At 32.1% G+C, this 25,409-nt stretch carries 28 protein-coding genes; 13 read left to right on the top strand and 15 right to left on the bottom strand.

The window, feature by feature from the left end:
* Positions 1 to 789, top strand: coding sequence for a glycosyltransferase family 2 protein (locus tag AABD74_RS12810; RefSeq protein WP_406843113.1), 789 nt, complete (start codon positions 1 to 3; stop codon positions 787 to 789).
* On the opposite strand, the gene AABD74_RS12805 is transcribed toward AABD74_RS12810, so the two are convergent.
* Positions 767 to 1,537, bottom strand: a complete 771-nt coding sequence (locus AABD74_RS12805) for a Kdo domain containing protein (protein ID WP_406843112.1) — start codon at positions 1,535 to 1,537, stop codon at positions 767 to 769. The two genes, AABD74_RS12810 and AABD74_RS12805, sit on opposite strands and share 23 nt — an antisense overlap.
* A gap of 79 nt (positions 1,538 to 1,616) precedes the next feature.
* Between AABD74_RS12805 and AABD74_RS12800 the strand changes: the two genes are divergently transcribed.
* Positions 1,617 to 2,693, top strand: a complete 1,077-nt coding sequence (locus AABD74_RS12800) for a glycosyltransferase family 1 protein (RefSeq protein ID WP_232682852.1) — start codon at positions 1,617 to 1,619, stop codon at positions 2,691 to 2,693.
* Between the two features lies 1 nt (position 2,694).
* On the opposite strand, the gene AABD74_RS12795 is transcribed toward AABD74_RS12800, so the two are convergent.
* Complete coding sequence (locus AABD74_RS12795) at positions 2,695 to 3,561, bottom strand: hypothetical protein (RefSeq protein WP_232682851.1); 867 nt, start codon at positions 3,559 to 3,561, stop codon at positions 2,695 to 2,697.
* Positions 3,562 to 3,678: 117 nt separating this feature from the next.
* Here AABD74_RS12795 and AABD74_RS12790 point away from each other — a divergent pair, with 117 nt between their 5' ends.
* On the top strand, positions 3,679 to 4,698 hold the full coding sequence (locus AABD74_RS12790; protein ID WP_406843111.1) for a glycosyltransferase family 2 protein: 1,020 nt from the start codon (positions 3,679 to 3,681) through the stop codon (positions 4,696 to 4,698).
* Between the two features lie 3 nt (positions 4,699 to 4,701).
* Here the strand turns inward: AABD74_RS12790 and AABD74_RS12785 are convergent, their stop codons facing one another.
* Genes AABD74_RS12785 through AABD74_RS12750 form a run of 8 tightly spaced genes read right to left on the bottom strand, consistent with a single transcriptional unit; the run spans position 4,702 to position 11,641 of the window.
* Positions 4,702 to 5,700, bottom strand: coding sequence for a glycosyltransferase (locus AABD74_RS12785; protein WP_406843110.1), 999 nt, complete (start codon positions 5,698 to 5,700; stop codon positions 4,702 to 4,704).
* Positions 5,700 to 6,869, bottom strand: coding sequence for a glycosyltransferase family 4 protein (locus AABD74_RS12780; RefSeq protein ID WP_406843109.1), 1,170 nt, complete (start codon positions 6,867 to 6,869; stop codon positions 5,700 to 5,702). The genes AABD74_RS12785 and AABD74_RS12780 overlap by 1 nt, the downstream gene beginning before the upstream one ends.
* 13 nt (positions 6,870 to 6,882) lie before the next feature.
* On the bottom strand, positions 6,883 to 7,518 hold the full coding sequence (locus tag AABD74_RS12775; protein WP_406843108.1) for a sialic acid O-acetyltransferase: 636 nt from the start codon (positions 7,516 to 7,518) through the stop codon (positions 6,883 to 6,885).
* Positions 7,519 to 7,520: 2 nt separating this feature from the next.
* Complete coding sequence (locus AABD74_RS12770; RefSeq protein WP_406843107.1) at positions 7,521 to 8,528, bottom strand: 3-oxoacyl-ACP synthase III family protein; 1,008 nt, start codon at positions 8,526 to 8,528, stop codon at positions 7,521 to 7,523.
* Entirely contained in the window at positions 8,518 to 9,606 is a 1,089-nt protein-coding gene (locus AABD74_RS12765) for an aromatic ring-hydroxylating dioxygenase subunit alpha (protein WP_406843106.1), read from the bottom strand. Before AABD74_RS12765 ends, AABD74_RS12770 begins: the two co-directional genes overlap by 11 nt.
* Positions 9,607 to 9,611: 5 nt before the next feature.
* Positions 9,612 to 10,349 (bottom strand): SDR family NAD(P)-dependent oxidoreductase, encoded by a 738-nt coding sequence (locus AABD74_RS12760; protein ID WP_406843105.1) that lies wholly within the window; start codon positions 10,347 to 10,349, stop codon positions 9,612 to 9,614.
* Between the two features lies 1 nt (position 10,350).
* Positions 10,351 to 11,406, bottom strand: a complete 1,056-nt coding sequence (locus AABD74_RS12755) for a ketoacyl-ACP synthase III (protein WP_406843104.1) — start codon at positions 11,404 to 11,406, stop codon at positions 10,351 to 10,353.
* 4 nt (positions 11,407 to 11,410) lie between these two features.
* Positions 11,411 to 11,641: a phosphopantetheine-binding protein gene (locus tag AABD74_RS12750; protein WP_056206255.1), complete on the bottom strand. Its 231-nt coding sequence runs from the start codon at positions 11,639 to 11,641 to the stop codon at positions 11,411 to 11,413.
* A gap of 253 nt (positions 11,642 to 11,894) precedes the next feature.
* Here AABD74_RS12750 and AABD74_RS12745 point away from each other — a divergent pair, with 253 nt between their 5' ends.
* Positions 11,895 to 12,971, top strand: a complete 1,077-nt coding sequence (locus AABD74_RS12745) for a DegT/DnrJ/EryC1/StrS family aminotransferase (RefSeq protein WP_406843103.1) — start codon at positions 11,895 to 11,897, stop codon at positions 12,969 to 12,971.
* 40 nt (positions 12,972 to 13,011) lie between these two features.
* Positions 13,012 to 13,584 (top strand): L-threonylcarbamoyladenylate synthase, encoded by a 573-nt coding sequence (locus AABD74_RS12740; protein WP_406843102.1) that lies wholly within the window; start codon positions 13,012 to 13,014, stop codon positions 13,582 to 13,584.
* Between the two features lie 213 nt (positions 13,585 to 13,797).
* On the opposite strand, the gene AABD74_RS12735 is transcribed toward AABD74_RS12740, so the two are convergent.
* Positions 13,798 to 14,922 carry a cysteine desulfurase family protein gene (locus tag AABD74_RS12735; protein WP_406843101.1) on the bottom strand — a complete coding sequence of 375 codons (1,125 nt, stop codon included), beginning with the start codon at positions 14,920 to 14,922 and terminating at the stop codon, positions 13,798 to 13,800.
* Between the two features lie 86 nt (positions 14,923 to 15,008).
* On the opposite strand from AABD74_RS12735, the gene AABD74_RS12730 reads away from it, so the two are divergent.
* Complete coding sequence (locus tag AABD74_RS12730) at positions 15,009 to 15,995, top strand: hypothetical protein (protein ID WP_406843100.1); 987 nt, start codon at positions 15,009 to 15,011, stop codon at positions 15,993 to 15,995.
* Positions 15,996 to 16,137: 142 nt separating this feature from the next.
* Here the strand turns inward: AABD74_RS12730 and AABD74_RS12725 are convergent, their stop codons facing one another.
* Both AABD74_RS12725 and AABD74_RS12720 read right to left on the bottom strand, forming a co-directional pair.
* Positions 16,138 to 16,689: a Smr/MutS family protein gene (locus AABD74_RS12725; RefSeq protein WP_232682835.1), complete on the bottom strand. Its 552-nt coding sequence runs from the start codon at positions 16,687 to 16,689 to the stop codon at positions 16,138 to 16,140.
* Positions 16,679 to 16,864 carry a hypothetical protein gene (locus AABD74_RS12720; RefSeq protein WP_232682834.1) on the bottom strand — a complete coding sequence of 62 codons (186 nt, stop codon included), beginning with the start codon at positions 16,862 to 16,864 and terminating at the stop codon, positions 16,679 to 16,681. The genes AABD74_RS12725 and AABD74_RS12720 overlap by 11 nt, the downstream gene beginning before the upstream one ends.
* A gap of 104 nt (positions 16,865 to 16,968) precedes the next feature.
* Between AABD74_RS12720 and AABD74_RS12715 the strand changes: the two genes are divergently transcribed.
* Positions 16,969 to 17,253 (top strand): DUF2752 domain-containing protein, encoded by a 285-nt coding sequence (locus AABD74_RS12715; RefSeq protein ID WP_232682833.1) that lies wholly within the window; start codon positions 16,969 to 16,971, stop codon positions 17,251 to 17,253.
* Positions 17,254 to 17,269: 16 nt separating this feature from the next.
* Here AABD74_RS12715 and AABD74_RS12710 read toward each other — a convergent pair whose 3' ends face one another.
* Positions 17,270 to 17,971, bottom strand: a complete 702-nt coding sequence (locus tag AABD74_RS12710; protein ID WP_232682832.1) for a DUF1003 domain-containing protein — start codon at positions 17,969 to 17,971, stop codon at positions 17,270 to 17,272.
* A gap of 191 nt (positions 17,972 to 18,162) precedes the next feature.
* On the opposite strand from AABD74_RS12710, the gene AABD74_RS12705 reads away from it, so the two are divergent.
* The 3 genes from AABD74_RS12705 (at position 18,163) to AABD74_RS12695 (ending at position 20,998) form a co-directional block, all read left to right on the top strand.
* Entirely contained in the window at positions 18,163 to 18,954 is a 792-nt protein-coding gene (locus tag AABD74_RS12705) for a serine O-acetyltransferase (protein WP_232682831.1), read from the top strand.
* A 1-nt stretch (position 18,955) separates the two neighbouring features.
* The gene (gene cysM / locus AABD74_RS12700) at positions 18,956 to 19,843 is read left to right on the top strand and encodes a cysteine synthase CysM (protein WP_406843099.1); all 888 of its coding nucleotides are present in this window, start codon (positions 18,956 to 18,958) and stop codon (positions 19,841 to 19,843) included.
* A gap of 168 nt (positions 19,844 to 20,011) precedes the next feature.
* Positions 20,012 to 20,998 carry an aldo/keto reductase gene (locus tag AABD74_RS12695; protein ID WP_232682829.1) on the top strand — a complete coding sequence of 329 codons (987 nt, stop codon included), beginning with the start codon at positions 20,012 to 20,014 and terminating at the stop codon, positions 20,996 to 20,998.
* Positions 20,999 to 21,380: 382 nt separating this feature from the next.
* Here the strand turns inward: AABD74_RS12695 and AABD74_RS12690 are convergent, their stop codons facing one another.
* On the bottom strand, positions 21,381 to 22,256 hold the full coding sequence (locus AABD74_RS12690; protein WP_406843098.1) for a sensor histidine kinase: 876 nt from the start codon (positions 22,254 to 22,256) through the stop codon (positions 21,381 to 21,383).
* Positions 22,257 to 22,589: 333 nt separating this feature from the next.
* Between AABD74_RS12690 and rlmD the strand changes: the two genes are divergently transcribed.
* Genes rlmD through AABD74_RS12675 form a run of 3 tightly spaced genes read left to right on the top strand, consistent with a single transcriptional unit; the run spans position 22,590 to position 25,385 of the window.
* Complete coding sequence (rlmD, locus tag AABD74_RS12685; RefSeq protein WP_406843097.1) at positions 22,590 to 24,002, top strand: 23S rRNA (uracil(1939)-C(5))-methyltransferase RlmD; 1,413 nt, start codon at positions 22,590 to 22,592, stop codon at positions 24,000 to 24,002.
* A 14-nt stretch (positions 24,003 to 24,016) separates the two neighbouring features.
* The gene (locus tag AABD74_RS12680) at positions 24,017 to 24,589 is read left to right on the top strand and encodes a DUF6452 family protein (protein ID WP_232682825.1); all 573 of its coding nucleotides are present in this window, start codon (positions 24,017 to 24,019) and stop codon (positions 24,587 to 24,589) included.
* Positions 24,561 to 25,385, top strand: coding sequence for a DUF6048 family protein (locus AABD74_RS12675; protein WP_232682824.1), 825 nt, complete (start codon positions 24,561 to 24,563; stop codon positions 25,383 to 25,385). Before AABD74_RS12680 ends, AABD74_RS12675 begins: the two co-directional genes overlap by 29 nt.
* The last annotated feature ends 24 nt before the right edge of the window (positions 25,386 to 25,409 follow it).

Raw genomic sequence — 25,409 nt, 5'->3', positions numbered from 1 at the left:
ATGATTTCGTCTCAAAAACAACTTTTATCGGCTTTACTAATCACTTATAATGAAGAATCTAATATACGTGAGGTTCTTGATAATCTGGCTTTCGCCGATGAAATAATAATTGTTGATTCTTTTAGTACCGATAAAACTTTCGAGATCGCATCAACATACAAAAATGTAAAAATTGTACAGCGTGTCTTTGATAATTTTGCGCTTCAACGAAACTATGCAATAGATTTAGCTTCAAATTCCTGGATTCTTTTTATCGACGCTGACGAACGATTAAGCCTGGAATTACAGCAAGAAATTATTACTGAAATAAATCAGTTCAAAAGTGCTTCAGCCTATTTTTTTCGTAGAGATTTTATCTTCGAAAACAAGAAATTATACTTTAGCGGCTGGCAGAATGATAAAATTATCCGTCTTTTTAGAAAAGAAAATGCACGTTATAACAACAATAAAATTGTACACGAAAAACTAATCATAAAAGGAGAAATTAGAAATTTAAAGCACAAATTAACGCACCATTCTTACTCTAATTACGAAGATTATAAACAAAAAATGATTTTCTACGGGCAGTTAAAAGCACAGGAAGAGTTAACAAAAAGTACTAATCCCAGCTTTTTTCATTTCTATATTCGTCCTGTTTATCAGTTTTTAAACCAATATTTATTGAGACTCGGATTTTTAGACGGAAGAAAGGGAATTATTATCTGTTACTTAAATGCTTTAAGTGTAGCGGTTCGTTTTCAGGAGCTTAAAAAAATCCAGAAACAAATTAAGATTTCTTCCAGAACTTAAGTTTCTTTTTCAATCTTTTCTTTCTTGCAAATTCTTCCTGAAAGTCAGAAGTTGCCTGCCACATTTTTTCGAAAATTTCTGTTTCTGATTTATCGGTATAAAATTTAGAATATTCATTACTCATTACAGCAATCATTTCTTTTTTAGGCGTTAAACGGCTAAAATTATTCATACGCTGTTCAAAACTCATATTATCATGAAAATTCATTCGGTTTAAATCGACCAAAAAGAAACGATAGGTATTGTTTTCGTTTTTTTTAATTAATGTATTTCCCGGCGAATGATCTAAAAACTCCACTCCTTTTTCATGAAGATCAAAAGTAAATTTTGTAAACTGTCTTAGAATGTTATCATTATCAGGGTACTCTGGAATTTCTACCAATTCTCTATAAGTCAATTCAGTAATCAAATGTTCGCTGGCATAATAACTGTCTTTTAAACCAACCAAATTAAAGTTTTCAAGAAATGCTATTGGCTCTGGAGTTCCAATTCCTTTTTCTAATAAAATTGTGGCATATTCAAACGAACGTCTGGCTTTCGATTTTCTGAAATATCTGTATGCAATTTTGTTGACTATATTCGGAATTTTAAATGATTTGATATTTATCTTTTTACCATCTAAATCAAACAATTTTATCTTATTACGATCTCCGTTTCCAAAAAGTTCGCCAGATGAACTGAACATTTTGATTGTGTCCAGAATTGACGGAGCATTATTTTCGAAAGAAGGATTTACTTTAAAATTCATTAGCTGATTTATCATAGTAACAAAAATACATATAGAATTTTAGACTTCAAATTATTATTGTATTTTCGTTAAAAAAAATATGTCAGATAGGAAAAGCGTTTTTTTAGAAACTCACAATATTAACAATAGAGCAACTGGCTTGGGTACTTTTAATTATGAACTAATTAAAGGACTAAATCAGCTCTCATTTGATAATCTGGAGATTCAACTCAATTCTGGTAAACCTGACTTGCTTAGAAATGAGTTTGGTGATAAATTTAAATATCATAAATACAGATCATTTCATAGATACAAGCCTTTTAGACCTATGGAAAAATTTGATTTATGGCATTCTGTAAATCAAAATTCTAAATTAGAGCCAAGAACGGACACCAAATATCTTCTCACAATTCATGATGTAAATTTTGTAGAAGAAATATCTGCAGACATGAACCACAAACGCAATGGCTTATTCATTGAGAAATTAAACAGAGCTACAGAGATAACTTATATCTCTGAATTTGCAAAAAAACAGACTCATCAATACTTTCAGGTTCCTAATGTTCCTGAGCATATTATTTATAACGGAAATCCAATTTCTACTTTATTAGATACCTCTAATTTTGTAAGCAGTCTACCTTTAGACAAACCTTTTTTTTATACAATAGGTGATTTTATTGAACGAAAAAATTACGTTTCAATCGTTAACATGATGAAGTTAATAAAAGATTTTAATTTAATCATTTCAGGAAATAATAATAAAAAATATGGATCAGTGATTAGAAAGCTAATCGATGAAAATGGTTTACAAAATCGAGTATTTTTAACCGGTAAAGTGAGCGATCGAGCCAAGCAGTATTACATGAAAAACTGTACAGCTTTTCTTTTTCCTTCTATAAGAGAAGGTTTTGGTCTGCCTCCAATTGAAGCTATGAGTTTTGGTAAACCTGTATTTTTATCCGACAAAACTTCTTTACCGGAAATTGGTGGGGATATAGCCAATTATTGGACAGATTTCGATCCCGAGTATATGAAAAATATACTTTTTAACGGATTAGAAAATTTTGACCGAAATAAGGAAGAAATAGAAACTTTGCTTAAAAAAAGAGCAGCAAGTTTCGATTGGAAAATTGCAGCTTCGGATTATTTAAAAGTCTATAATCAAATTTTAAAGTAAACTACTTTTTTGTTAAGTGTTTAAACCATTGTCCAAAGTTTTTCTTCCATATATATAAATCTGAAGGCAGTACTTTTGAAAAATCTAAATTTTTACCAATTTCATTAAAGGTCGTGCCCTTTACAAATGCAAGTTTTTTCCATTTTTCAGGTTCCATGTAAAAGAAGTTTCGCATACTTTTGTAGTTGCTTTCATTTACCGTTTCCCATTTTTCCAAAAACTCTTCTTTATTAATATCTATATCATGTCCCCAATTATTAAACTTCATCTCCAGCTCTTCCTTTGTTCTGGATATACATTCATGAAGTATTAAACCTTTATAATAAATTATTCTCTTACGAGTCTGTCTTCCTACCTTGTAACTTGGGAAATTTGTGGCAACCATAATTTTTGTAGGTTTTTCAACATACAATATTCCGTCATCTATCCTTTTATATAAGTTTATCAAATAAGGAGATACCTGAATTTGATTTTTTTCAGGATTATCGAGATAATAATTCTTAGATTTTAAGAATTTTACAAATGCCTTAAAATCAAAAAAATATTCATCTGCATCTAATTGTATGAGCCAGTTTCCTATGCCCATTTTTTCAGCAAGAATTTTTCGTTCCAAAACTTCACATTGCATGCTGGTCAATTCAGGATGATAAAAATTGTCTTCTAATATTTCTATTTTAAAATCGACATCAATAGACCTTAACCATTGAAAAAAGCTGTCTTCTATTACAAAAGATTCTCCTTTCCAGGTCTTTCTTTCTTTATCAATTGCTAAAAAAATTGAGTCAGATTCTTTATATACTTGTGGAATCGCAATTTTAAGCAATTCATAATCATACGACACTAAAAATCCAACTTGAATTTTTTTCATTTATTTAAATTTGTTGGGCAAAGATAAAAACATTCCGAAATTATCTATGAAATTTACTTTTGATTTTTTAAGATAATTTTAACTCAAACCTTATCTTTGCCTTTTAAAACAAAAACCATGCAAATTCTTCGATTTCCTGAAATTTCTGTGATAATTCCTGTCTATAATGCAGCTTCATTTTTGTACGAAAGTATTGAAAGTATTCTAAATCAAACATTTTCAGACTTTGAGCTTATCATTTTAAATGATAAATCTACAGATGGAAGTTTAGAAATAATTAAAAGCTTTCAATCTAAAGATAATCGAATAATTATTATCGACAAAGAACAAAATGTTGGACCGGCAAACCTTAGGAATGAAGGTATTAACGCTGCAAAAGGCACTTATATTGCATTAATGGATGCTGATGATATTGCTCTCCCAACACGTTTTGAAAAACAAATTGCAGTACTTAAAAACAATCCTGAAATTGGAGTCTGCGGTACATGGTTTACTTTTTTTGGATCAAAAAAAGATAAAATCATAAAACATAATACAAATCCAGATGCTATAAAAGTATCTTTTTTACACAGTTGTAACATCGGGAATCCAACTGTAATGTTTAAGAAAGAAGTGTTAGGCGATCTAAAATTCGATAATGAATATGTTCCTGTTGAGGATTATGATTTATGGAGCAGATTATTAGCCAAAACTAACTTTTATAATATTCCTGAATCTTTATTAAATTACAGACAGCACAATAACAATATCAGTAAAACAAAAATTGATAACGTAAACCGATCTGTAAAAAAAGTAAAAATAAATCAATTGGCTGCACTTGAAATAAATCCTGCCGATTCTAAAATTGATTTTTACCTAAATGCTGTTTCGTTTAAAAAAGGTCTTTCTCCAGAAGAAATTATCGAAACTATTAATGCATCAAAACTCCTGCTTTCGCAAAATGAAAAACTAAGATATTTTAACCAAGAAATTTTTCAAAAACATATCACTAAAAATTTAATACGCACTATTCGCAATGCGGGCTCGTATAAACGTTCATTTTTTAAACATTTGAAAAATAACGAAAGCACATTGTTTCAAAAAATAAATTTTGTTGATAAAGTACTGCTCTATTTTAAATCGTTAACCGGCAAATAGTTGTTATATGCTTGATTTAATATAACGCCACAAGTATTTAAGTTTTAAAGAAAATCCTGCTTTATCTAAAAATTCATTTATAGCATTTTCATGATCTTTGCTGTTTTTGAACTCTTTATTTTTACGCAATTTTAAAGCCTCAAAAGCTGAAGCTTTTAGCAAGGTTCTCAAAACTTTTTTAATGTTTTGCGTTCTGGACTGCGGAATGTTTTCAAATATCTCTTTTAAGTTTAGATAAGATGAATAACGCTGCAGGAAAGGTGTCTGCAAAGAATAAATCCCGCCTGAATGCCATCTGTAAACAGCGCCTTGAAAATTCAAGAAAGCTCCTTTTCCGTTACAAAGAGCCAAAGCATAAAGTGTATTATCTTTACTGTATCGGAATTTTTTGTAATCTAAAGGATCAACTGCATCTTTCTTGAAAACGCTTGTTAAAGTATAAGTACAATAAGGTTTAAAAAGTGTATTAAAATCAATTGTATAAACAGCCGGCAAGGTACTGCTGAAATTATTAGGGATTAATTCAGCTTCTTTTTTAGTATAAAAATCCGTCCAGGTAATTACATAATCAAGATTGTTTTCTAAAAAATCAACTTGTTTCTGCAGTTTTAATTCATCTATCCAGTAATCATCTCCTTCGCATAAGGCTAAGTATTTTCCTTGTGTCATGGGGAAAGTAAAATCGCTCCATATATTAACCTCTTTTTTAGAATATTGATTTTCCTTTTGAAAAATCGGTGTAATTATTAAGGGATATTTTGAGACAAAATCATTTATTATACTAACCGTATTATCTGTAGAAGCATCATCATGAATTATTATTTCAAAAGAAAATTTAGTCTTCTGACTTAAAAAGCCTTCTAAAGTTTCCTTTATAAAGTTTTCGTGATTAAAGGTGGTACAAATAATACTAACCAACGGGTGAGTTTCATTATTTTCCCAATTTGAAATGATGCTGTTTTGATCTTTCATCTTAAATTCTTTATTTTCTTGAAACATCATTAAGCTATACTTCTATTATAAATTGGAATCATTTTTTCTTTAAATGCCTTAGTTCCAAAACTGGATATTGCGTTTTTAGATATCAATTCAGAATTAAATTGTAATTCTTTATTCAGGATTTTTAAAATATTTTCAGCAATCGCTTTAGAATCTTTTATAGGAACAATAATTCCATTTTCCTTATTAATAAATTCATTCACTCCGCCTGATTGAGTAGTGATTACAGGAACACCTGTAAATAAAGCTTCTAAAGGAGAAATCCCAAATGTTTCGCAAATACTTGTAAAAACAAATACATCTGACTTTTGCAAAGCCAAAACAATTTCTGTTTTTGAGGCTAATTTGACAATTTCAATTTCGATATTTTTGAATTTAAAACTTGAAATTAAACTATCGACTTCATCTTCTGAACCAATTTCCCAAGCATTTATACCAATCCAGGTAAATTTAATTTTTGGATAATTTAGATCGTCAATAATTTTCAATGCTCTTAAGGCTGTAATTTGATCTTTTATAGGTGCAAAAGCTCCAACGGTTGTAATCTCAAAAAACTCACTTGATTTTCTATTGTTATTATTAAACAATTGCTCATTCACCATATTACCAACGTTTACAAAATCGCTGAAAAAATAATTAGCAGCAAATTGTCTAACTAAATCATTACTTACTACTAAATTAAACTTTGAGTTTTTTAAAGCAGAATCAAGTTTTTTAATTTTTGGTTTTCTGATATTTCTTAATGTAAATTGGTTATGCTCTGTTAGCAAATAAGGCGTTTTATACTCTTCGTGATAACTTAAAGCCCAAAATACTGCATCAAAAACACTTTGTGCATGAACCAGATCAATTTCAATTTTATCTTTCTTTAAGTATTTACGCAAAACTCGAAATGCTTTCTTCTCAATTAACTTCAAAAAGAAATTGCTTTTAAAAATTTTAAACACAGGATAATATAGATAAAGAATGGTTACTTTATCTTCATAAATATTTTTTTCGATCTTAAAAATTTTATTGAAATTTTTAGGTTTTAATTTTACCGGTCTGAAATTTATCAGAATAAAATTAAAATTATCACTTAACACTAAAGCCTGATCCATAAAAAAGCTGCCTAGTCTCAGTTCATAATCAAGCCAGGAACAAATCATTAAAATATTTTTCCTATTATCCATTTATTTCTTTTCTTTAAAACTCCATTTTTTTTGCAGGAACCCCAAAAACAGTAGTGTTTTCTTTTACGTTTTTAATAACAAGGCTGGCAGCACCAACTGTTGCGCCTTTTCGAACGATAATATTAGGTAAAACTGTAGATCGAGTATTTAAGCATACTTCTTCTTCTAAAACAGCATAACCTCCGGTAAAACTATAGGCATTTATATGGCACCATTTACCAATTTTTGAATCATGCCCAATGGCTACAAATCCCTGAATGGTTACAAAATCATCAAGCACGCAGTCGTTGCTAATGTTAGAATACATGAAAATAATTATACCGTTACCCAATTTTACGTTTGATGTAAAAACTACCGTTGGGTGAATCAAATTAATAAATTGACCTCCTTTTGATAAAATTATTTCGACATAATGTTTTTTCCATTGCAGATCTCCAAGTGCGCAAACAAATACATCATTATCCTGAATTTCATAATTTTCTACTGATGAAATGATAGCCGGATAATTTTCAAAACCATCTAAAGCATCTAATTTATCATCTAAGAAACCTTTTATAGTATATTCAGTATTATAGCCCGAACATTGTCTTGCAAGTCCACATACCTCACGGCCGTATCCTCTTGCTCCTATTATGATTAAATTTTTCATCTTTAAATTATTAAGTTACAAGCAGCCCAGGAATATCCTACGCCAAATCCTGCCAATATTAAATTCTTGGATTCTATTAATTTCCCTTGCTTTTGAGCTTCATATAAAGCAATCGGAATTGTTGATGAAACTGTATTTCCACATTCTTCCATTGCAATAAAGAACTTTTCTTCGGGAATTTTTATTTTCTTTCTCAGGTGATTAAGCATATATTTATTTGCCTGATGAAAGATATATAAATCAATATCTTCTTTAGTTAAGTTCGATTTCTCTAAAATAGCCTCAGTAAGTTTGGGAACAAATTCTCCTGTAAAATTGAAGATTTCTGCGCCGTTCATGTACAAGTTTTTATCATTTCGAACGTTTCCATATTCATCCTGAATATCTTCATTTTCATTAGATACAGGAAAACGCATTCCGCCTTGTTTTACAATTAAGTTTTCTGCCCCTTTTCCATCCGTTCCAAAAATAAATTTATCGAGAGAACAAAATCCTCTTTCGCTTGATATTAATGTTGCGGCAGCGGCGTCCCCAAAAATAGTTTTGTTACTTTTATCTTTATGATGAATGAATTTAGAATAGGTTTCTGAGGTAATCAACAAAACATTTTTTGCCATTTCTCCTGCTATTAAACCTTTAGCCAAACTTAATCCATAAACAAACCCTGAACATCCAAGGTTAAAATCTAAAGCTCCTATTGAAGTATTTAGTCCTAATTTATCCTGAATAATACAAGCCGTTGTAGGCAGGAAATAATCTGGGCTTTGGGTACAAAACAATAAATAATCAATAGTCGATTTATCAATATTATGCTCTGCAAATAATCGTTCTGCGGCTTTTACTGCCATATCAGATGAAAACTCATCTTTTGCACTTATATGTCTTGAATTGATTCCCGTTTTAGAGCTGATTTTTTCAATATCCCATTCCGGAAACTCTTTATTTATTAAATCATTCGACAGAATTTCTTCCGGAAGATAATAAGATATGGCTTTTATATTAGCTTTCATTTTCCAGGAATTTTAAATATTGTTTTTGAAAATGATGTACCCGTTCTTCTTCATCAGAAAGTTTTCCTGATAAATTAGTATGTCTTACTCCTTGCTGAACAAGCTGACATACCGCTTTATCTTCATCAAAAACCTGTCTGTTAAAACCGATTAAAGATTCTTCAAAAGCTTTAATAACAATTGGTGTTTTTTCAGAATCGTTTGCAGCCGCTGTAAAAACGTAACTTGTAAATTTTGTACTGTCTGGTGTAATTGGTTCAATTAAAGAATAATTAAAAGAAATACCGTGTGTACTCGATATCAACAAATTAGGAAAAACAAGTATATGTTTGTAACCTTCTATATCGTAACTTCTTGGTGAATAATAGGTGTCGATTTTTTTATAACCGCCTTTATCTTTTACTATATTCAAATCACTGGTCCAGCTTGAATTATTTTTATCAAAAGCAAAATCTAATCCCGAAGGTTCTAATTTGGCAAGAGTTTCGGCATGTACTAAACCAACGTGATAACTTTCAAGCGTATTTTCGACAATTACTTTCCAGTTTGCATTTATTTCCATAGAATTAACGTCAATTCTATTTCCTAAACTTAATGACATTGTTTTTAATTCATCATAAAATACGCCTATAAAATCTTCTAAAGGTTCAATCTCTTCATTTAAGGAAACAAAGCATAAATCTCCACAAAATGAAATTTTAAATTCCTTTAATTTCATTTCGCAAAGTTCTTCTTTAGAGAATTTTTTAAACAAAGGCTTTTTCGGAATTCCGCTTGGAATTCCGTTTTTATCATATGCCCATCCATGATAAGGACAAACTAAAGGTCTATTTCCAGAGGTTTCTTGCTGAATTATGGAAAAGCGGTGTGAACAAACATTTAAAAATGATTTAATTTCACCTCTCACATTTTGAACCACAACCGGTGTGCCTGCAATTTTTAAAGCAATGAAATCATTATCATTTAAAAAATCTGATCTGAACCCCACAAAATGCCACACTTTTTTAAAAAGCATATTGTTTTCTTGCCCAAAAACAGCGTCATCATAATAATGAAAAGCAGGTATGTTTGAATTCATAATTTTTATTTTAATGTGAATCCGCCATCAATAATTAAGTCAGAACCTGTCATCCATTTACTCATATCGCTTAATAAATACATAACCAGTCCGGCAACATCTGATGGTTCTCCATATCCCAGCGGATATTCTAATTCAGCTTTTTTTAATTCTTCTTCAGAAGCTGCGTCATTTGCCTGTTCTGTCATTGCTGTTTTAACAATTCCGGGGCAAATACTGTTTGATCTAATTCCCTGCGGAGCCAGTTCTGTAGCCAATACTTTAGAAAAAGATATTAAAGCGGCTTTAGACGCTGCGTACATAGCAGTCCCGCCCACGCCTAATTTTGAGGAAATTGATGATATAAAAACAAGAGATGCTTTTTTATTGAGTAATTTCTTTTTGATTAATTTTTGGCTTAAAACAACATTACTGTCAAAGTTTACAGAAAAAACAGCGTTTATTTTACTTTCGTTCAAAAACTTAACCGGCAGATATTCTACAATACCAGCGTTAAAAATAACACCGTCATAAGGTAAACTTTGCGATATTAATTCATCGATATCTGCAGCATTAGAAAGGTCAACAGCCTGCATTTTATGTCCGTTACCGCTTAATAATGAAATAGTTTCCTGCAGTTTTTTTACATTTCTCCCAACTATAGTAACAGTTGCTCCTAATTTTGAAGCAGAAATTGCTATTTCTCTGCCAATTCCCTGAGATGCACCTGTAACTAATATATTTTTATCTTGTAATGTAATCATTCTATAATTCTATTAATTCCAGAACCTCTATTTTACAATCTTCAACAAACACCGTTCCCCATGATAATCCTACACCAAAACCGCACATTAATAAATTAGAAGATTTATTTTCTATTTTATCTTTTAATTCTGTTACTATCGTCAACGGAATTGTAGCTGATGAAGTGTTTCCAAAATGCTGTAACGAATATGGAACTTTTTCAACAGGAAGTTTTAACTTTTTAGCAATCATTTTATTCATCATCAAATTTGCCTGATGAAAAATAAAGTAATCTATTTTTTCTTTATCAATCGCGTATTTTTCTAACAGTTTATTTACTGTTTTAGGCCCTTGCGATATTCCAAAACCAAAAACATCCATACCATCAAGAACTAAATCACAGGAATTACGGCTGATGCCTTCTTCAATAATTTTTATTTCTAAAGAATCTGCGTTTATTCTGTTTCTTGATCCTCCGTCGGGTACAATTATCGTTTTATAACCTGAGCCATCTGTACCTAAATCAAAAAGCCAGTTTCCGTTATTTTCACTAAGTTCAAATGCAGTTGCGCTTCCGGCATCACCAAAAAGCGGCAATGTACTTTTATCCTTATCTGAAACAATTTTACTAATTGTATCTCCTGCCAAAAGCAACCCTTTTTTTAAACCTGCTGCTTTCATCATTCCAGCAATAATCGACATTCCGTATACATAACCTGAACATCCCAGCGGAACATCAAAAGCAATACAATTGGTAGACAAACCTAATCTGTCCTGAAGAATGGCAGCAGAAATTGGTAAAATATAATCGCCTGTTTGCGAAACAAAAACCAGAATTTCGATTTCGTCTTTCTGCCAGTTTAAATCTTGAATTAATTTTTCGGCAGATTCACAGCATAAATCAGACGTACAAATTTCTTTTGCAGCAATACGTCGTTCTTCAACTCCTGTTACATCTATAAATTTTTGAATTTCTTCCTTTGTCAATATATCCAAGTCAATATTGCGTTCCTTATTTTTAGGAACACAGCAAGAAATACCTTTTATTATAATATCATTTATTGAAAAAACGGCCATTTAATTATCCTTTATTTTTAATTATTTCGAAGATATCATTTAATGAATCTGAAGATTTAATATCATCTCCCGTTAACTTCACAGAATATTCTTCATCTGCCATTGCAATTAATGATAAAGCTGTTAATGAGTTCCACTCATCTAAATCTCTAAAAACAGTTTCCTGTGTAATTAAAGCTGCATCAGTATCATCTAAAATGTCTGCAAAATTTTTCAAAAAAGCGTTGATTTCCATAGTAATCCTATAATTTATTTTTGTTTATTCTTTATTATTGATTTTTTAAAACATCAAAAAAGTATTCCTTTAATTTTATCAATAACCCTTTAAAACCCTGTTAGCCAAGTATGTTAACAACGAGTTGAACTTCACACGATGTTATAATATTTATTAATACCAAAAATTAAGGTTTCTTTTCCTAATTTTACCCCGCAAATATAACAATAGTTTATCCGTAATGATAAATTAAACTCATTAAATCCATAATTAAATGATTCCTGTAACCAAAACTTTTTTACCCCCGCAAGAAGAATATAATTCTTATGTAAAACGTGCATGGGATAAAGTTTGGCTAACAAATAGAGGTGAACTTACATTAGAATTAGAAGATAAGCTTAAAAATCTTCTTGATGTTTCTAATTTGATAATTACTAATAACGGTACAATCCCTATTCAAATTGCATTAAAACTTTTTGGAGAAGGCGGTGAAATTATCACAACACCATTTTCGTATGTTGCTACATCTGCGGCAATTGTATGGGAAAACTGCAAGCCTGTATTTGTAGATATAAATCCGGATTATTTAACAATTGACGAAACCAAAATTGAAGCTGCCATAACACCAAAAACAACTGCCATATTAGCAACTCATGTTTTTGGAAATCCATGTGATGTTATTACTATCGAAAATATTGCAAAAAAACACAATCTAAAAGTTATTTATGATGCCGCACATTGTTTTGGAGTAAAATTTAATAATCAGTCTGTATTTAATTTTGGCGATGTAAGCACTTGTAGTTTTCATGCCACTAAATTATTCCATACAGGAGAAGGCGGCGCTATGTTTTGCAACGATGCGGCCATTTTTCATCAACTCTATTACAGCCATAATTTTGGACACAATGGTCCTTTAGCTTTTCATGGTTTAGGGATAAATGCAAAAATTTCTGAATTGCAGTCGGCATTAGGTCTGGCAGTACTTCCTTATATGAATCACATCATTTCTGAAAGAAAAAATGTAGTTGATTTTTATAATAACAACTTAAATTTCAATACTGTAAAATCTTTAAAAATAAGAGAAAATACAGAATGGAACTATAGTTATTATCCTGTAATTTTTGATTCGGAAGAAACTTTATTACGCGTTTCAGAGGCTTTAGCAAATGACAATATAATTCCCCGACGTTATTTTTACCCTTCTTTAAATACTATAGAATATACAAAAGGAGAAAAAATGCCTGTTTCTGAATCTATTGCATCACGAATTTTATGTTTACCATTATATGTGGGAATTTCTGAAACTGATTTAGAAAATATAATTCAAATTATAAATACACAAACAGCATAATAAACAGTTTTATACTGTTATTATTAAAATATTTAAGGTCATGAATCAAGATATAAATATTGAAGTTCACAATGCTTACGAAGTAATTAAAGAGGGCGGCATTATTCTTTACCCCACAGATACTGTTTGGGGAATAGGCTGTGACGCTACTAATCCTGATGCTGTTGCCAAAATCTACAAGTTAAAACAACGCGCTGAAACACAAAGCATGATTGTTTTAATGAATGGTGAAAAAATGATTTACAACGTTTTTAAAAACGTTCCCGAAGTGGCCTGGCAGATTATGGATTTATCTGAAAAACCAACGACTTTAATTTTAGACGAAGCCAGAAACGTTGCACATAATATTATTGCAGCCGATAAATCTCTCGGAATACGATTGGTAAAAGAACCTTTTTGTTTCAAATTAATGGAAAGAATGAAAAAACCATTGGTTTCGACTTCTGCAAATATTTCAGGGCAGCCTACGCCAATATCTTTCAAAGACATTAATCCCGAAATCATTAAAGGTGTTGATTATGTTGTAAAACTAAATCAGGACAAAATTGCCGGAAAACCATCAACAATCATTAAATTAACAAACGATTCGCAGGTAAAAGTTATTCGTAAGTAATTTTAGATTTTAGAGTGTAGATTTTAGATTTTTTGAATAAAGGCTTTTGACTTTGCTCAGCCTGACAGGTCAATAATGTCATCCTGAGCGAAGTCGAAGAATATTTTCAATTAAAATTTAGAAAAAACTTAGAATCTTAGTACCTCAGAACCTTAGCACCTTTTTAAAAAACCTTTGAACCTTTGCTGCTCTGAACCTTTGAGCCTCAAAAAACTAAACAACTTTAAGACTCTCAATTAACCAATCAATATCTTCTTTTGTGCTGTAGTGGCTAAATGAAATTCGAAGATTTGGTAATTTTAAATCATCGTCAGAAAGCATTTCTTTTAAAACATGCGAAGGTTTTATACTTCCGGACTGGCAGGCACTTCCTCTGGAAACCGCAATTCCTTTCATATCTAAATTAAATAAAAGCATTGAAGTTTTATCCGAAGAAAAAGGCAGCGTGATATTGATGATATTATAAAAATCATCTTTTTTTCCGTTAATTCTAAAACCTGGAAAATTAAGCTCTAATTGTTCGATAAGATATTTTTTTAGACTGGAAATATGATTTCTTTCTGCGTCTAAATTTTCATAAGAAAGAGACAAAGCCTTTGCCATTCCTGCAATTTGATGAACGGCTTCTGTACCTGCACGAAGGCCTTTTTCTTGTTCTCCGCCAAAAATTAAAGGCTGTAGACCCGAATTTTTACGGATAAAAGCAAAACCAACACCTTTTGGTCCGTGAAATTTATGCGCACTTGCCAAAATAAAATCTACAGGGATTTTTTGAAGATCGATTTCAGTTTTTCCAACTGACTGAACGGTATCTGAATGAAACAACGCATTGTATTGCTTACAGATAACTCCCACTCTATCCAAATCTAAAATAGTTCCTGTTTCGTTGTTTACATGCATTAAACTAACTATAGTTTTCTTTTCATCAGCAAGCAAATTAGAAAGATGCGTTAAATCAATACTTCCGTCTTGATTAACGTTTACATAATCAACCTGAATATTATAATCTGACTGCAATGCCAAAACGCTGTATAAAACGGCATGGTGCTCAATTTTAGTAGTTATGATACGCTCTGCTTTAAGATCTTCAACAGCCGATCTCAGAATCCAGTTATTTGCTTCAGTTCCGCCAGAAGTAAAAATAATTTCCTGTGCAGAGCAGTTTAAATACCTGGCAATACTTTTTCTTGAAAGTTCTAAAACAGTTTTGGCATTTCGCCCAAAACTATGTGTAGAAGACGGGTTACCAAAATTTTCTGTCATAATTTTGGTCATTTCCAGAATTACTTCAGACCGCATGGCAGTTGTCGAGGCGTTATCGAGATATACTTTTTTCATTGATGCAAAGTTATGAAATATCAATTGTCTAATCTAAAAGATCATTTGCCAAATTTTTCACTATTTTTGACCCAAATAAAATTACGATGAAAAAATATGCAAGCCTTTTAATATTGGCTCTTTTGTTAAACGGCTGCGACGACGGCGATTTAACAGTAGATACAATCGATTTTGAAGATGTTCTTACTTCGTCGAGCTGTCCTAATTCAAGTACAGACGAGACTGCTCCAACTTTAATTTATAAATTAAAAACTCAAGAATCATTAGTAATCCAGATGCCTGCAAACAGCATTTTAAATGATGCTACGCCTGTAGGCGAACCGCTTACTTATGACATTAACAATTCAACTTACCGAGTAGTCTACAGAGCTTATGACGGTACAGTGGCAGTCGACAATATTTGTGGTACAATACCGCCAAGAACACCAAATGTAACAGAAGAATGGCAGGCTACTGCGGGTATAATTGAAATTACATCGACACAGGTTACAGGTGATAAAAGTACAACAGACGGAAGTACAAGAATTACAGGTTATAATCATCAAATTGTTTTTAGAAACATTACATTCTTAAAACCTGCAGGGCCTCAAACCCAGGAAGAATTTGTTTTTGGAAATTATACCTCTGGACCAGATCCAATAAATTTAACTTTTACAAATGAACCACTGCAGTGTACAGATAAGAAACAAGTTTTAAATTACAATACGACATCTTACATGCAGGTTACTAATCTGGATCCGTCACTTATCCAAAAAGTAGAAGGTACAAGATCTAAAGCAATAACAGCAACGGCAAACAATGTAACTTATACTACTTTTAAATCTAATACAGGAACATTAACCGAATCATATTTTTGTGTAAGTCCTGTACCATCAGCTCCTACCGTAAGTACAGTATGGAACGGTGTAATAGATAATAATGGTACTATTGAAGTTACAACAGTAGCATCAGGTACAACAAACATTACTTATAAGCATACTATTACAATAAAAAATGTAACTCTTAAAAAAGGAAACAGCAGTTTTTATTTAGCTGACAGCTTTGTTCTTGGTACAATAACTGAGACCAACTAAAGCATTTTATAAAGAGTAAAAAACACTTTTTATTCTTACAAAAAACGTCTGCATTTTGATTCGGTTTTTTATTAAATCAGATTCAAAAAACAGACGTTTTTTTATCGTTGAAAATAAACGAATTTTAGATTATAAGATTTCTTTATTTATTATTTTGACGAATATAAACTTCGGTTGCGCCTAAGCCATATTTTTGATAATTGGCATCCTGAAAATCAATTCCGTCATAACGGCCTAATAAAAAATCAAGTTCGGCTTTTAAAATTCCTTCGCCGACACCGTGAATAAAAACGATTTTTGGAATACGGTTTTTAATCGCAAATTCGATATGTCTTTTTGCAGTTTCTGTCTGCAGTGTCAGGATATCATAATTTGACATTCCGCGTTTATTGGGAACCAGTTTTTCGATATGTAAATCAAATTCCGGAGCCGAAATTTCACGTTTATCTTTCTTTTCCCTGACAAAACTTCTTGGTTTTGGCTCTGTTTTTTCTTTCGAAATTTCTTCTAAATTAATTCTTTTAATAGAATTCATTAAATTACTGGAATCCTGAATTTTAAGCAACTCATTGACAAAAAATGTCATCATAAATCCATCCTCAGTTTCAATCAAAACTTCATTGTTTTTAACCGAAACTACTGTTCCGTTTATCGCTTCATCTAAGACCGAAACTTTATCTCCCTTAGTCAACATCCTGCTCCTCTTTTTCTTGATTTTTACTCGGCGTTTTTGCGCTTAACTGCATCATTCCATACATAAAAACTGCAATTGCAATTACCATTATATAGATATTTCTATCATCAGAAACCTGCTCATATAATGCAACTGAAATGGCAAGAATCATAATTAAAATTTTAAAAGCTTTCATTTTCTAAAGTTTAAGAATCCAAAAGTATAAAACTTTAAAATAGAAGTTTCTTTCTTCTGAAATGTTATCGAATATTTTTTTGTAAAATTGTAAAAAATTACCCTGTGAATTTAGAAAAATATATGATCCCCTGCCTGTTCAAAAAACTCTTTGGTTTTGAGTGTCTGGGCTGTGGTTTTCAACGTTCTTTATTCTTACTTTTTCAAGGAGAGTTTTCAGCCGCTTTTAAAATGTATCCGGCAGTCTACACTACGCTGCTATTTTTAATTTTACTAGCTTTATATTTCTTAGATAAATCCAGAAATTATCAAAAAATTATCTGGAAAGCTGCAGCGATAAATATTATTTTTATGTGCTTGGGTTATTACTACAAACACTTCTATCTTTAATATTTCAGACCTGTTTTTATTTCTTAATCTGATTCAAAATATCATTCATCATCTCGATTTGAACTTTCTGAATTTCGATTAATTCCTGCTGCTGATGCATAATCAAATGATCAATTTTATCATGAATCATCCTTATTTCTAATTCAGATTTCAGGTTAATCATATAATCTTTTTTAGCGCGGTTTCGGTCTTTTTCTTCCTGACGATTTTGACTCATCATAATTACCGGCGCCTGAAGTGCAGCTATACAGGATAAAATCAAATTCAATAAAATAAACGGATACGGATCAAAACCTTTATTCAATAAAAGATAAACATTTGAGCTAATCCAAACAACAATAAAAGCCACAAATGAAATAATAAAGGTCCAGCTTCCGCCAAAATCTGCCACTTTATCAGCTATTTTTTGTCCAAAGTCTCTTTTTTCATCTTCATCTTCAACAATACTTACAATTGATTTATCCTCTTTTAAAGATGAAATAACACTTTTTTCAAGATCTGAAAGCGTACCAATTTCTGCCGATAAATAATTAGAAATATATTTTTGACGGTATTCATTCAATTCCTGAACCGAAATACAGTCATCATCACAAAATGAAGGATGATCTTTTATTATGAGACCTAAAATTGGGTCATGAATAGACTTACCGTAAATTTTCTCACTTTCGGGAAAAGAAATATCAGAAATCGAACTTTTAAAAGTTGAATTATTTTTCATTTTTGTAAATTTTATTCGCTAATTTACACAATTAACTTCTTAAGAATTATATAAAAACATAACCAATTATCAATCTTTTATTTATCACAAATACAATTCTGAAAACAAAATTTCTTTAGTTAAATCATGCACTTATTTACAAAAAACGCCTTACTTTTAACGTTTTAAAATATCCACTCAATTTTACCATTGTGACAAAAGACAATATCATACAAAGTATTAAGGCTTTAAAGAGCCATTCTAATATAAACTACGGTATCAAAACCAAAACTGAAGATTTTACCGAGAAGCTTTTCTACACTCTTTTTGATTCAAATGCTGCTCTTGACGAAAGTATTGATGAACTTGAAATCCGTTTTAAAGAAATAGCTGTTTTAGCCTGCAAAAAACCTCAAAATTTATGCGAATCGATTTGGGACAGATTTGTAGCAAAACTTCCGGGCGTTTTAGAAAAACTAAATCAGGATGCCGAATATATTTTAGAAAATGATCCCGCATCAAACAGCATTGATGAAGTTTATTTAGCATATCCGGGTTTTTACGCTATTGCTATCTACAGATTAAGCCATGAATTGTATCATTTAGACTTATTGCTGTTTTCAAGGCTAATGAGCGAGTATGCACATAGAATTACGGGAACTGATATTCATGCAGGTGCAGATATCGCTTCACCATTTTTTATAGATCACGCCACAGGAATTGTTATTGGCCAAACTTCCGTTATTAAAAAACACGTTAAAATTTATCAGGGTGTTACGCTGGGAGCTTTGAGCGTAAGCAAAGAAATGAAAAACTCTAAAAGACATCCAACTGTTGAAGCAAATGTGTGCATTTATGCCAATGCAACAATTTTAGGAGGTGAAACCATTATTGGAAAAAACAGTATTATTGGCGGTAACTCATGGATTACTAAATCTATTCCTGAAGATTCGATTGTACTCAATACCACCACTACAGAAGTTAAAATAAAAGAAAAAAAATAAAATGGGCCCACAAAAGTTACTAAACTTAATTGGAAATACTCCATTGATGGAAACTGTCAATTTGGTTAAAAATAAAAACGTTAAACTTTTACTGAAGCTGGAAGGAAATAATCCGGGCGGAAGTGTAAAAGACAGAGCGGCATATAACATGATTGCCTCGGCTCTTGAAAGAGGAGAAATTAAAAAAGGAGATAAATTAATTGAGGCAACAAGCGGTAATACCGGAATTGCCCTTGCAATGATTGCACAATTATTTCAAATAGAAATAGAACTAATTTTACCGGAAGATTCTACAAAAGAAAGAACACAAACTATGCGTGCCTATGGCGCTACAGTTATTTTAACGCCTGCTGAAGAAGGAATTATTGGCTCAAGGAATTATGCCGACAAAAAAGTGGCCGAAGGCGGTTATATCATGTTAAATCAGTTTGCAAATGATGACAACTGGAAAGCACATTATAAAACTACCGGTCCTGAAATTTGGAACGATACTGACGGAACTGTAACACATTTTGTTTCTGCAATGGGAACCACAGGAACTATCATTGGAACTTCGACTTATTTAAAAGAAAAAAATCCTGCTATTCAAATCATTGGCGCACAGCCAAGCGACGGATCTCAAATTCCGGGAATCCGTAAATGGCCTCAGGAATATTTACCTAAAATTTTTGATCCTTCAAAAGTAGATACTCTTATTGATGTAAGCGAAGAAGAAGCCCGAGAAATGACCAAAAGATTAGCACTTGAAGAAGGCGTTTTTGCAGGAATGAGCAGCGGCGGTTCTGTTGCTGTGGCACTAAAAATAGCAGAACAATTAGAATCTGGAGTTATAGTAGCCGTTATCTGCGATCGCGGTGATAGATATTTGTCTTCGGATTTATTTGACTAAAAAGAGGGACAAAGCGACAAAGGTTCAAAGGGACAAAGGGTTAGCGTAACTACGTTTTTATAAACTGGTTACAACAGCTTATAACTCCCTATAAGACGCACTGCTGTGCGCCTCTACAAAAAACCTTTGCAACTTTGTATCTATGAACCTTTGTAACTTAAAAAGAAAATGCTTTACAGAAAACTAGGAAAAACAAACTTTAATATATCAGAAATCTCACTCGGAACCTGGCAGGTTGGCGGGAAATGGGGATCAGGATTTAATGATAAAACTGCTGATGAACTTATTAATACAGCAATCGACAACGGCGTAAATTTTATTGATACTGCCGATGTTTATGAAAACGGATTAAGCGAAACTGCTGTTGGAAGAGTGGTTCGTTCACGTTCTGAGCGTATTTATGTTGCCACAAAATGCGGGCGTCAGATTAATCCGCATGTGAATAATGGATATCAGCCAAAAGTGCTTCAGAAATTTGTTGAAGACAGCCTTAAAAGAACCGGATTAGAAACTTTAGATTTGATTCAGCTGCACTGCCCGCCAACAGAAGTTTATTACCGACCTGAAATTTTCGAAATGTTTGATCGTTTGAAAGATCAGGGTAAAATTTTAAACTTGGGCGTAAGTGTCGAAAAAGTTGAAGAAGCCTTGAAAGCAATCGAATATTCGAATGTAACAACAGTCCAGATTATTTTCAATTTATTTCGTCAGCGTCCGTCGCAGTTATTTTTCTCAGAAGCCAAAAAGAAAGATATTGGCATCATCGCGAGAGTTCCTCTTGCAAGCGGACTTTTAACGGGTAAATTTGATGCAAAAACCACTTTTGACGCGCAAGACCACAGAAATTTCAACAGAAACGGAGATGCGTTTGACAAAGGCGAAACTTTTTCCGGAATCGATTATGAATTAGGTTTAAAAGCTGTTGAAGAATTAAAGGCTTTATTTCCTGAAACCGCAAACCTCGCTCCTATCGCTTTGCAATGGATTTTGAGTTTTAACGAAATTAGCTGCATTATTCCCGGAGCTTCAAAAGAAAGCCATATTCTGTCTAATTTATCCGTATATGATTTACCAAAATTAAGTTCGGAGAAAATTTCGGAAATGAATAAAATTTACGAAAAATATATAAAACAAGACGTACATCATCTTTGGTAAAATATAATGAATAACCTCAAAAAAAGGGAAGTTCATCAAACTTCCCTTTTTTTATATATCTACCCTATTTTATTGCTTAAATATCTTTTAACGACTTTTATATAAGATTAAAGTTCTCTTCTTTGCATAGAACATTAATAGTAGGATATTTTTTTTCGCTTATTCGCGCAACCTTTAAAAAAAACAGGCATCTTCATAACAGATCCAGACCAAAATTACCAAACCATGAAAAATTTAAGTTTTTATTTAAAAATTGTATGCCTTTTAATTCTTTCCCGTGAAAGTGACGACGAGGAATTAATGGATGAACAAAACAATTGAAATCAAAAGAAAAAACTTAGTTCCGCCAGCTATCGGGATAGTATCTCAGAACCTTAGAACCTCAGGTTTCAAACTCAATCTTAAACTCAGCCCCTTTATTTTTACCTTCGCTTACAGCACTTAACCGGCCTTTATTTTTTTCGATAATTTTTTTGCATAAATAAAGCCCGATTCCGGTTGAGGATTCGTTAGCAGTTCCTAAACGGCCCATTTTGGTGAATTTTTTAAATAATTCTTCCATCTGATGTTTATCAAAACCAATTCCTCTATCTGCAACAGTAATAACAACATTTGAATCTTCTTTATAAATCCTGACTTTAATATCACTGTCAAAATAAGAAAACTTAATCGCATTGCTAATTAGATTTACCAAAACCTGAACCAGCAGACCTTCATCAATCCAAAGTTTAGCTTCGTCGATTTCAACACTCAAATTCAATATTATATTTTTGTCCAGTAATCGCTGTTCAACCTGTTCATTTATGAAAGGAAGAATGTTTTCAAAATAAATGGTTCTGGTTTCCTGATTTATTTTTAAAACCTGGTCTTGCTCTTTTAACAGCTTAATAAAGTTTTCGATATATCGAAATTGCAAATTAGTCGATTCGCAAATTAAATCGGCCAGATGTTTAACAGATTCCGAAGGATTTTCACTTAAGATTAATTTCGCCAGACCCTGCGGATTTCCGGCAAAGTTTTTTAAATCGTGCGAAAGCATATAAATTAAATCCTGCTTTTCATTAATAAAACTTTCAGACTCATAAATAGACTCCTGAATATTACACATTAAAAGCCCGGCTTCGTCAGTGTATTCTGTTGGAAGAATTGACAATTTTCTTTTATTCCTATATTCATCTAACGATCTTGAGGCAAGCGAAATAGGTCTTATCAGCTGTTTTAAAACCAAAAGAGTTACAGCAGCTGCCAATAGTGTCATTATCAATGAAAAAATCAGAATTGATGCCGGAGAGATAGTATGCTCGAAAAAAAGGACAAAAAATAAAATTCCAATTAATGGAATATGAATTCCTATCAAAGCGACAAATAAAAATTTTGACGCATAACTTTTTTTCAAAAAGCTAATTTGTGAAAGATTATGATACAATTTCATAAAAACATAACAAAACTATTGACAATATATTGTAGCTTAGGGCTGAATATCAGGAACAAAGTTAACTTTTAAAGTTAATTAAACTAGTAAATTACATAATTTGACAAAATATTATGAAAATAAAATTTGTAAAAGTTTACAAAGCCTTATTTTTGCGCTATGGGAAGAAAAAATACAGACAAAGTTGTCTTTCATCAAATTCAGGTTCTTGATGCCGGAGCAAAGGGAGTCTCAGTAGCAAAAGCTCCTGACGGAAAAGTAATCTTTATTCCGAATGTCGTTCCTGGCGATGTTGTTGATGTACAAACATTCAAAAAAAGAAAAGCATACTACGAAGGAAAAGCCGTAAAATTTCACGAATTATCTGAGCATCGTATTGATCCAATCTGCGATCATTTTGGTGTTTGCGGCGGATGTAAATGGCAAAACATGAAATACAGCCAGCAGCTGCATTACAAACAAAACGAGGTAAAAAATCATTTGCAGCGTATAGGAAAAGTTGAACTTCCGGAATTTGAAACTATTTTGGGTTCTGAAAAACAGTTTTTTTACAGAAATAAAATGGAATTTTCGTTTTCTAACAGCCGTTGGTTAACCGAAAAAGAAATTGGAAGTACAGAAGATTTAGGAAACAGAAATGCTTTAGGATTTCATATTCCAAAAATGTGGGATAAAATTCTTGACATCGAGAAATGTCATTTACAAGAAGATCCTTCAAATGCAATCAGAAACGAAATCAGAGCATTTGCCAACGAGCATAATTTAGCCTTTTTTAATCCGAGAGAACATTCCGGCTTATTAAGAACTTTAATGATTCGTACTGCTTCGACTGGCGAAATAATGGTTTTGATTCAGTTTTTTGAAGATGATAAAGCAAACCGCGAATTGGTTTTAGATCATTTATACGAAAAATTCCCGCAGATTACCTCTTTACAATATGTGGTAAATGCAAAACAAAACGATACGATTTACGATCAGGATATTAAACTTTATAAAGGAAGAGATTATATCCTGGAAGAAATGGAAGGTTTAAAATTCAGCATTAACGCTAAGTCTTTCTACCAGACCAATTCAGATCAGGCATACGAATTATATAAAATAACCCGTGACTTTGCCGGATTAACAGGAAATGAAACTGTTTACGATTTATATACCGGAACAGGAACTATTGCCCAATTTGTTTCTAAAAAAGCAAAAAAAGTAATTGGTGTAGAGAGTGTTCCAGAAGCAATTTTAGATGCTAAAGCAAATGCTGAACGCAATAATATTACAAATTGCGAGTTTTTTGTTGGAGACATGAAAGTTGTATTTAATGAAAGTTTCATTGCACAACACGGTAAGCCGGATGTTATTATTACAGACCCGCCGAGAGATGGAATGCATGCTGCTGTAATTGATCAAATTTTAAAAATTGCTCCAAAAAAAGTAGTTTATGTAAGCTGTAACTCGGCAACACAAGCACGTGATTTAGCATTAATGGACGAGAAGTACAAAGTAACCCGCGTACGTCCGGTTGATATGTTTCCACAAACGCATCATGTTGAAAATGTTGTACTTTTAGAACTTCGATAATTATAAAACGCTAGATGAAAAAAATAATCTCTCTTTTATTAGTCTTTACATTTGGTTTATCCAGCTGTGAGAAAGATGATATCTGCGACGCAAACACACCTACTACTCCAAGATTAGTAATTAAATTTTACAGCAGTGCAGATCCGTCTACACCAAGAAGTGTAACCAATTTAAGAGTTGTTGGTATTGGCCCTGACGCTGATCCTAACGGAATTGTTTTTAATGAAAGCGGTACGTCTACAACAAAATATCTGGCAAACGGGAACACTATTTCGATACCGCTAAAAGTAGATGAAGATACGACAAGTTATAGATTTATATTAGACTCTGATGATCCAAATCCGGATGTTACTAACAGTGATATAATAACATTTAACTATACACGTCAAACCTCTTATGTATCCAGGGCCTGTGGTTTTAAAACTACTTTTTTGCTTAATGAGCAAAGTAGTGCAGAACCTGCTGCTTCTGGCTATATAAGAACTGATGACCCTGATACACAAGATGGCGTTTGGATGAAGACTTTAAATTTAAAAACCCGTAACATTGAACTGGAAGATGAAACACACCTTGAAATATTATTTTAGTCTTTGTTTCGTTTTTACAATGCTTTTGGGGAATGCTCAGGAAATAAAAGATTCGACAGCAACAAAACCAATAGTTACCGAAAAACCAAAAGCCAAAGCCGCAAAACCAGCCGTTCAGGAAGTTAAGACAGACACTATTGTTAAGCCAAAAACAGATCGTTACGGTTTGCGCGTAGGTGTCGATTTATACAAATTAACCAGAGGTTTTTATGATAAGGATTATAAAGGCGTAGAATTTACTGGTGACTGGCGTTTAACAAAAAGATACTATTTAGCTGCCGAATTGGGTTTTGAAGACAAAACTACTGATGACGACAGATTAAACTCTACAGCTACAGGAACCTATATTAAAGGAGGTTTCGATTACAATTTGTACGACAACTGGCTTGATATGGAAAACCTAATAACAATTGGTATGCGAGGTGGTTTCAGTTCTTTCAGCCAAGATTTAAACAGTTATAAAATTTACAATTCAAATCCGTATTGGGGTGAAAAGCCTGCAATTGAAGCAAATCAAAAAAACAGTGGTTTAAGTGCTGCCTGGATTGAAGTTGCAGGAGGAATTAAAGCAGAAGTTTTCGATAATCTATTCGTAGGTTTTGGTGTTCAGTTGAAGCTTTTAGTAATGAACAATAAACCTTCGGGCTTTGACAACCTTTACATTCCGGGTTTTAACAGAACTTATGACGGAAGTTTTGGTGTAGGTTTTAACTATACTGTTTCTTATTTCATTCCTATTTACAAGAAAAAGGTAATCGTGCCCGAAATTCAAAAACAAGCACCTAAAAAGAAATAGTTTTTACAAAAAAATAAAAGCCAC

It is taken from the genome of Flavobacterium soyae (assembly GCF_045348165.1).
GTDB classification, from domain to species: Bacteria; Bacteroidota; Bacteroidia; order Flavobacteriales; family Flavobacteriaceae; genus Flavobacterium; species Flavobacterium soyae.
This window is presented reverse-complemented; position numbering and strand designations above follow the sequence as displayed.

Bases quoted from the DNA above. Each gene is read 5' to 3' on its own strand.
- AABD74_RS12800 (WP_232682852.1), top strand. From the start codon at position 1,617: ATGTCAGATAGGAAAAGCGTTTTTTTAGAAACTCACAATATTAACAAT.
- AABD74_RS12775 (WP_406843108.1), bottom strand. From the start codon at position 7,518: ATGAAAAATTTAATCATAATAGGAGCAAGAGGATACGGCCGTGAGGTA.
- AABD74_RS12785 (WP_406843110.1), bottom strand. From the start codon at position 5,700: ATGATGTTTCAAGAAAATAAAGAATTTAAGATGAAAGATCAAAACAGC.
- AABD74_RS12680 (WP_232682825.1), top strand. From the start codon at position 24,017: ATGAAAAAAATAATCTCTCTTTTATTAGTCTTTACATTTGGTTTATCC.
- AABD74_RS12790 (WP_406843111.1), top strand. From the start codon at position 3,679: ATGCAAATTCTTCGATTTCCTGAAATTTCTGTGATAATTCCTGTCTAT.
- AABD74_RS12805 (WP_406843112.1), bottom strand. From the start codon at position 1,537: ATGAATTTTAAAGTAAATCCTTCTTTCGAAAATAATGCTCCGTCAATT.
- AABD74_RS12770 (WP_406843107.1), bottom strand. From the start codon at position 8,528: ATGAAAGCTAATATAAAAGCCATATCTTATTATCTTCCGGAAGAAATT.
- AABD74_RS12810 (WP_406843113.1), top strand. From the start codon at position 1: ATGATTTCGTCTCAAAAACAACTTTTATCGGCTTTACTAATCACTTAT.
- AABD74_RS12675 (WP_232682824.1), top strand. From the start codon at position 24,561: ATGAAACACACCTTGAAATATTATTTTAGTCTTTGTTTCGTTTTTACA.
- AABD74_RS12750 (WP_056206255.1), bottom strand. From the start codon at position 11,641: ATGGAAATCAACGCTTTTTTGAAAAATTTTGCAGACATTTTAGATGAT.
- AABD74_RS12735 (WP_406843101.1), bottom strand. From the start codon at position 14,922: ATGAAAAAAGTATATCTCGATAACGCCTCGACAACTGCCATGCGGTCT.
- AABD74_RS12745 (WP_406843103.1), top strand. From the start codon at position 11,895: ATGATTCCTGTAACCAAAACTTTTTTACCCCCGCAAGAAGAATATAAT.
- AABD74_RS12720 (WP_232682834.1), bottom strand. From the start codon at position 16,864: ATGAAAGCTTTTAAAATTTTAATTATGATTCTTGCCATTTCAGTTGCA.
- AABD74_RS12710 (WP_232682832.1), bottom strand. From the start codon at position 17,971: ATGAAAAATAATTCAACTTTTAAAAGTTCGATTTCTGATATTTCTTTT.
- AABD74_RS12765 (WP_406843106.1), bottom strand. From the start codon at position 9,606: ATGAATTCAAACATACCTGCTTTTCATTATTATGATGACGCTGTTTTT.
- cysM (WP_406843099.1), top strand. From the start codon at position 18,956: ATGGGCCCACAAAAGTTACTAAACTTAATTGGAAATACTCCATTGATG.
- AABD74_RS12755 (WP_406843104.1), bottom strand. From the start codon at position 11,406: ATGGCCGTTTTTTCAATAAATGATATTATAATAAAAGGTATTTCTTGC.
- AABD74_RS12795 (WP_232682851.1), bottom strand. From the start codon at position 3,561: ATGAAAAAAATTCAAGTTGGATTTTTAGTGTCGTATGATTATGAATTG.
- AABD74_RS12695 (WP_232682829.1), top strand. From the start codon at position 20,012: ATGCTTTACAGAAAACTAGGAAAAACAAACTTTAATATATCAGAAATC.
- rlmD (WP_406843097.1), top strand. From the start codon at position 22,590: ATGGGAAGAAAAAATACAGACAAAGTTGTCTTTCATCAAATTCAGGTT.
- AABD74_RS12740 (WP_406843102.1), top strand. From the start codon at position 13,012: ATGAATCAAGATATAAATATTGAAGTTCACAATGCTTACGAAGTAATT.
- AABD74_RS12725 (WP_232682835.1), bottom strand. From the start codon at position 16,689: ATGTTGACTAAGGGAGATAAAGTTTCGGTCTTAGATGAAGCGATAAAC.
- AABD74_RS12760 (WP_406843105.1), bottom strand. From the start codon at position 10,349: ATGATTACATTACAAGATAAAAATATATTAGTTACAGGTGCATCTCAG.
- AABD74_RS12730 (WP_406843100.1), top strand. From the start codon at position 15,009: ATGAAAAAATATGCAAGCCTTTTAATATTGGCTCTTTTGTTAAACGGC.
- AABD74_RS12690 (WP_406843098.1), bottom strand. From the start codon at position 22,256: ATGACACTATTGGCAGCTGCTGTAACTCTTTTGGTTTTAAAACAGCTG.
- AABD74_RS12780 (WP_406843109.1), bottom strand. From the start codon at position 6,869: ATGGATAATAGGAAAAATATTTTAATGATTTGTTCCTGGCTTGATTAT.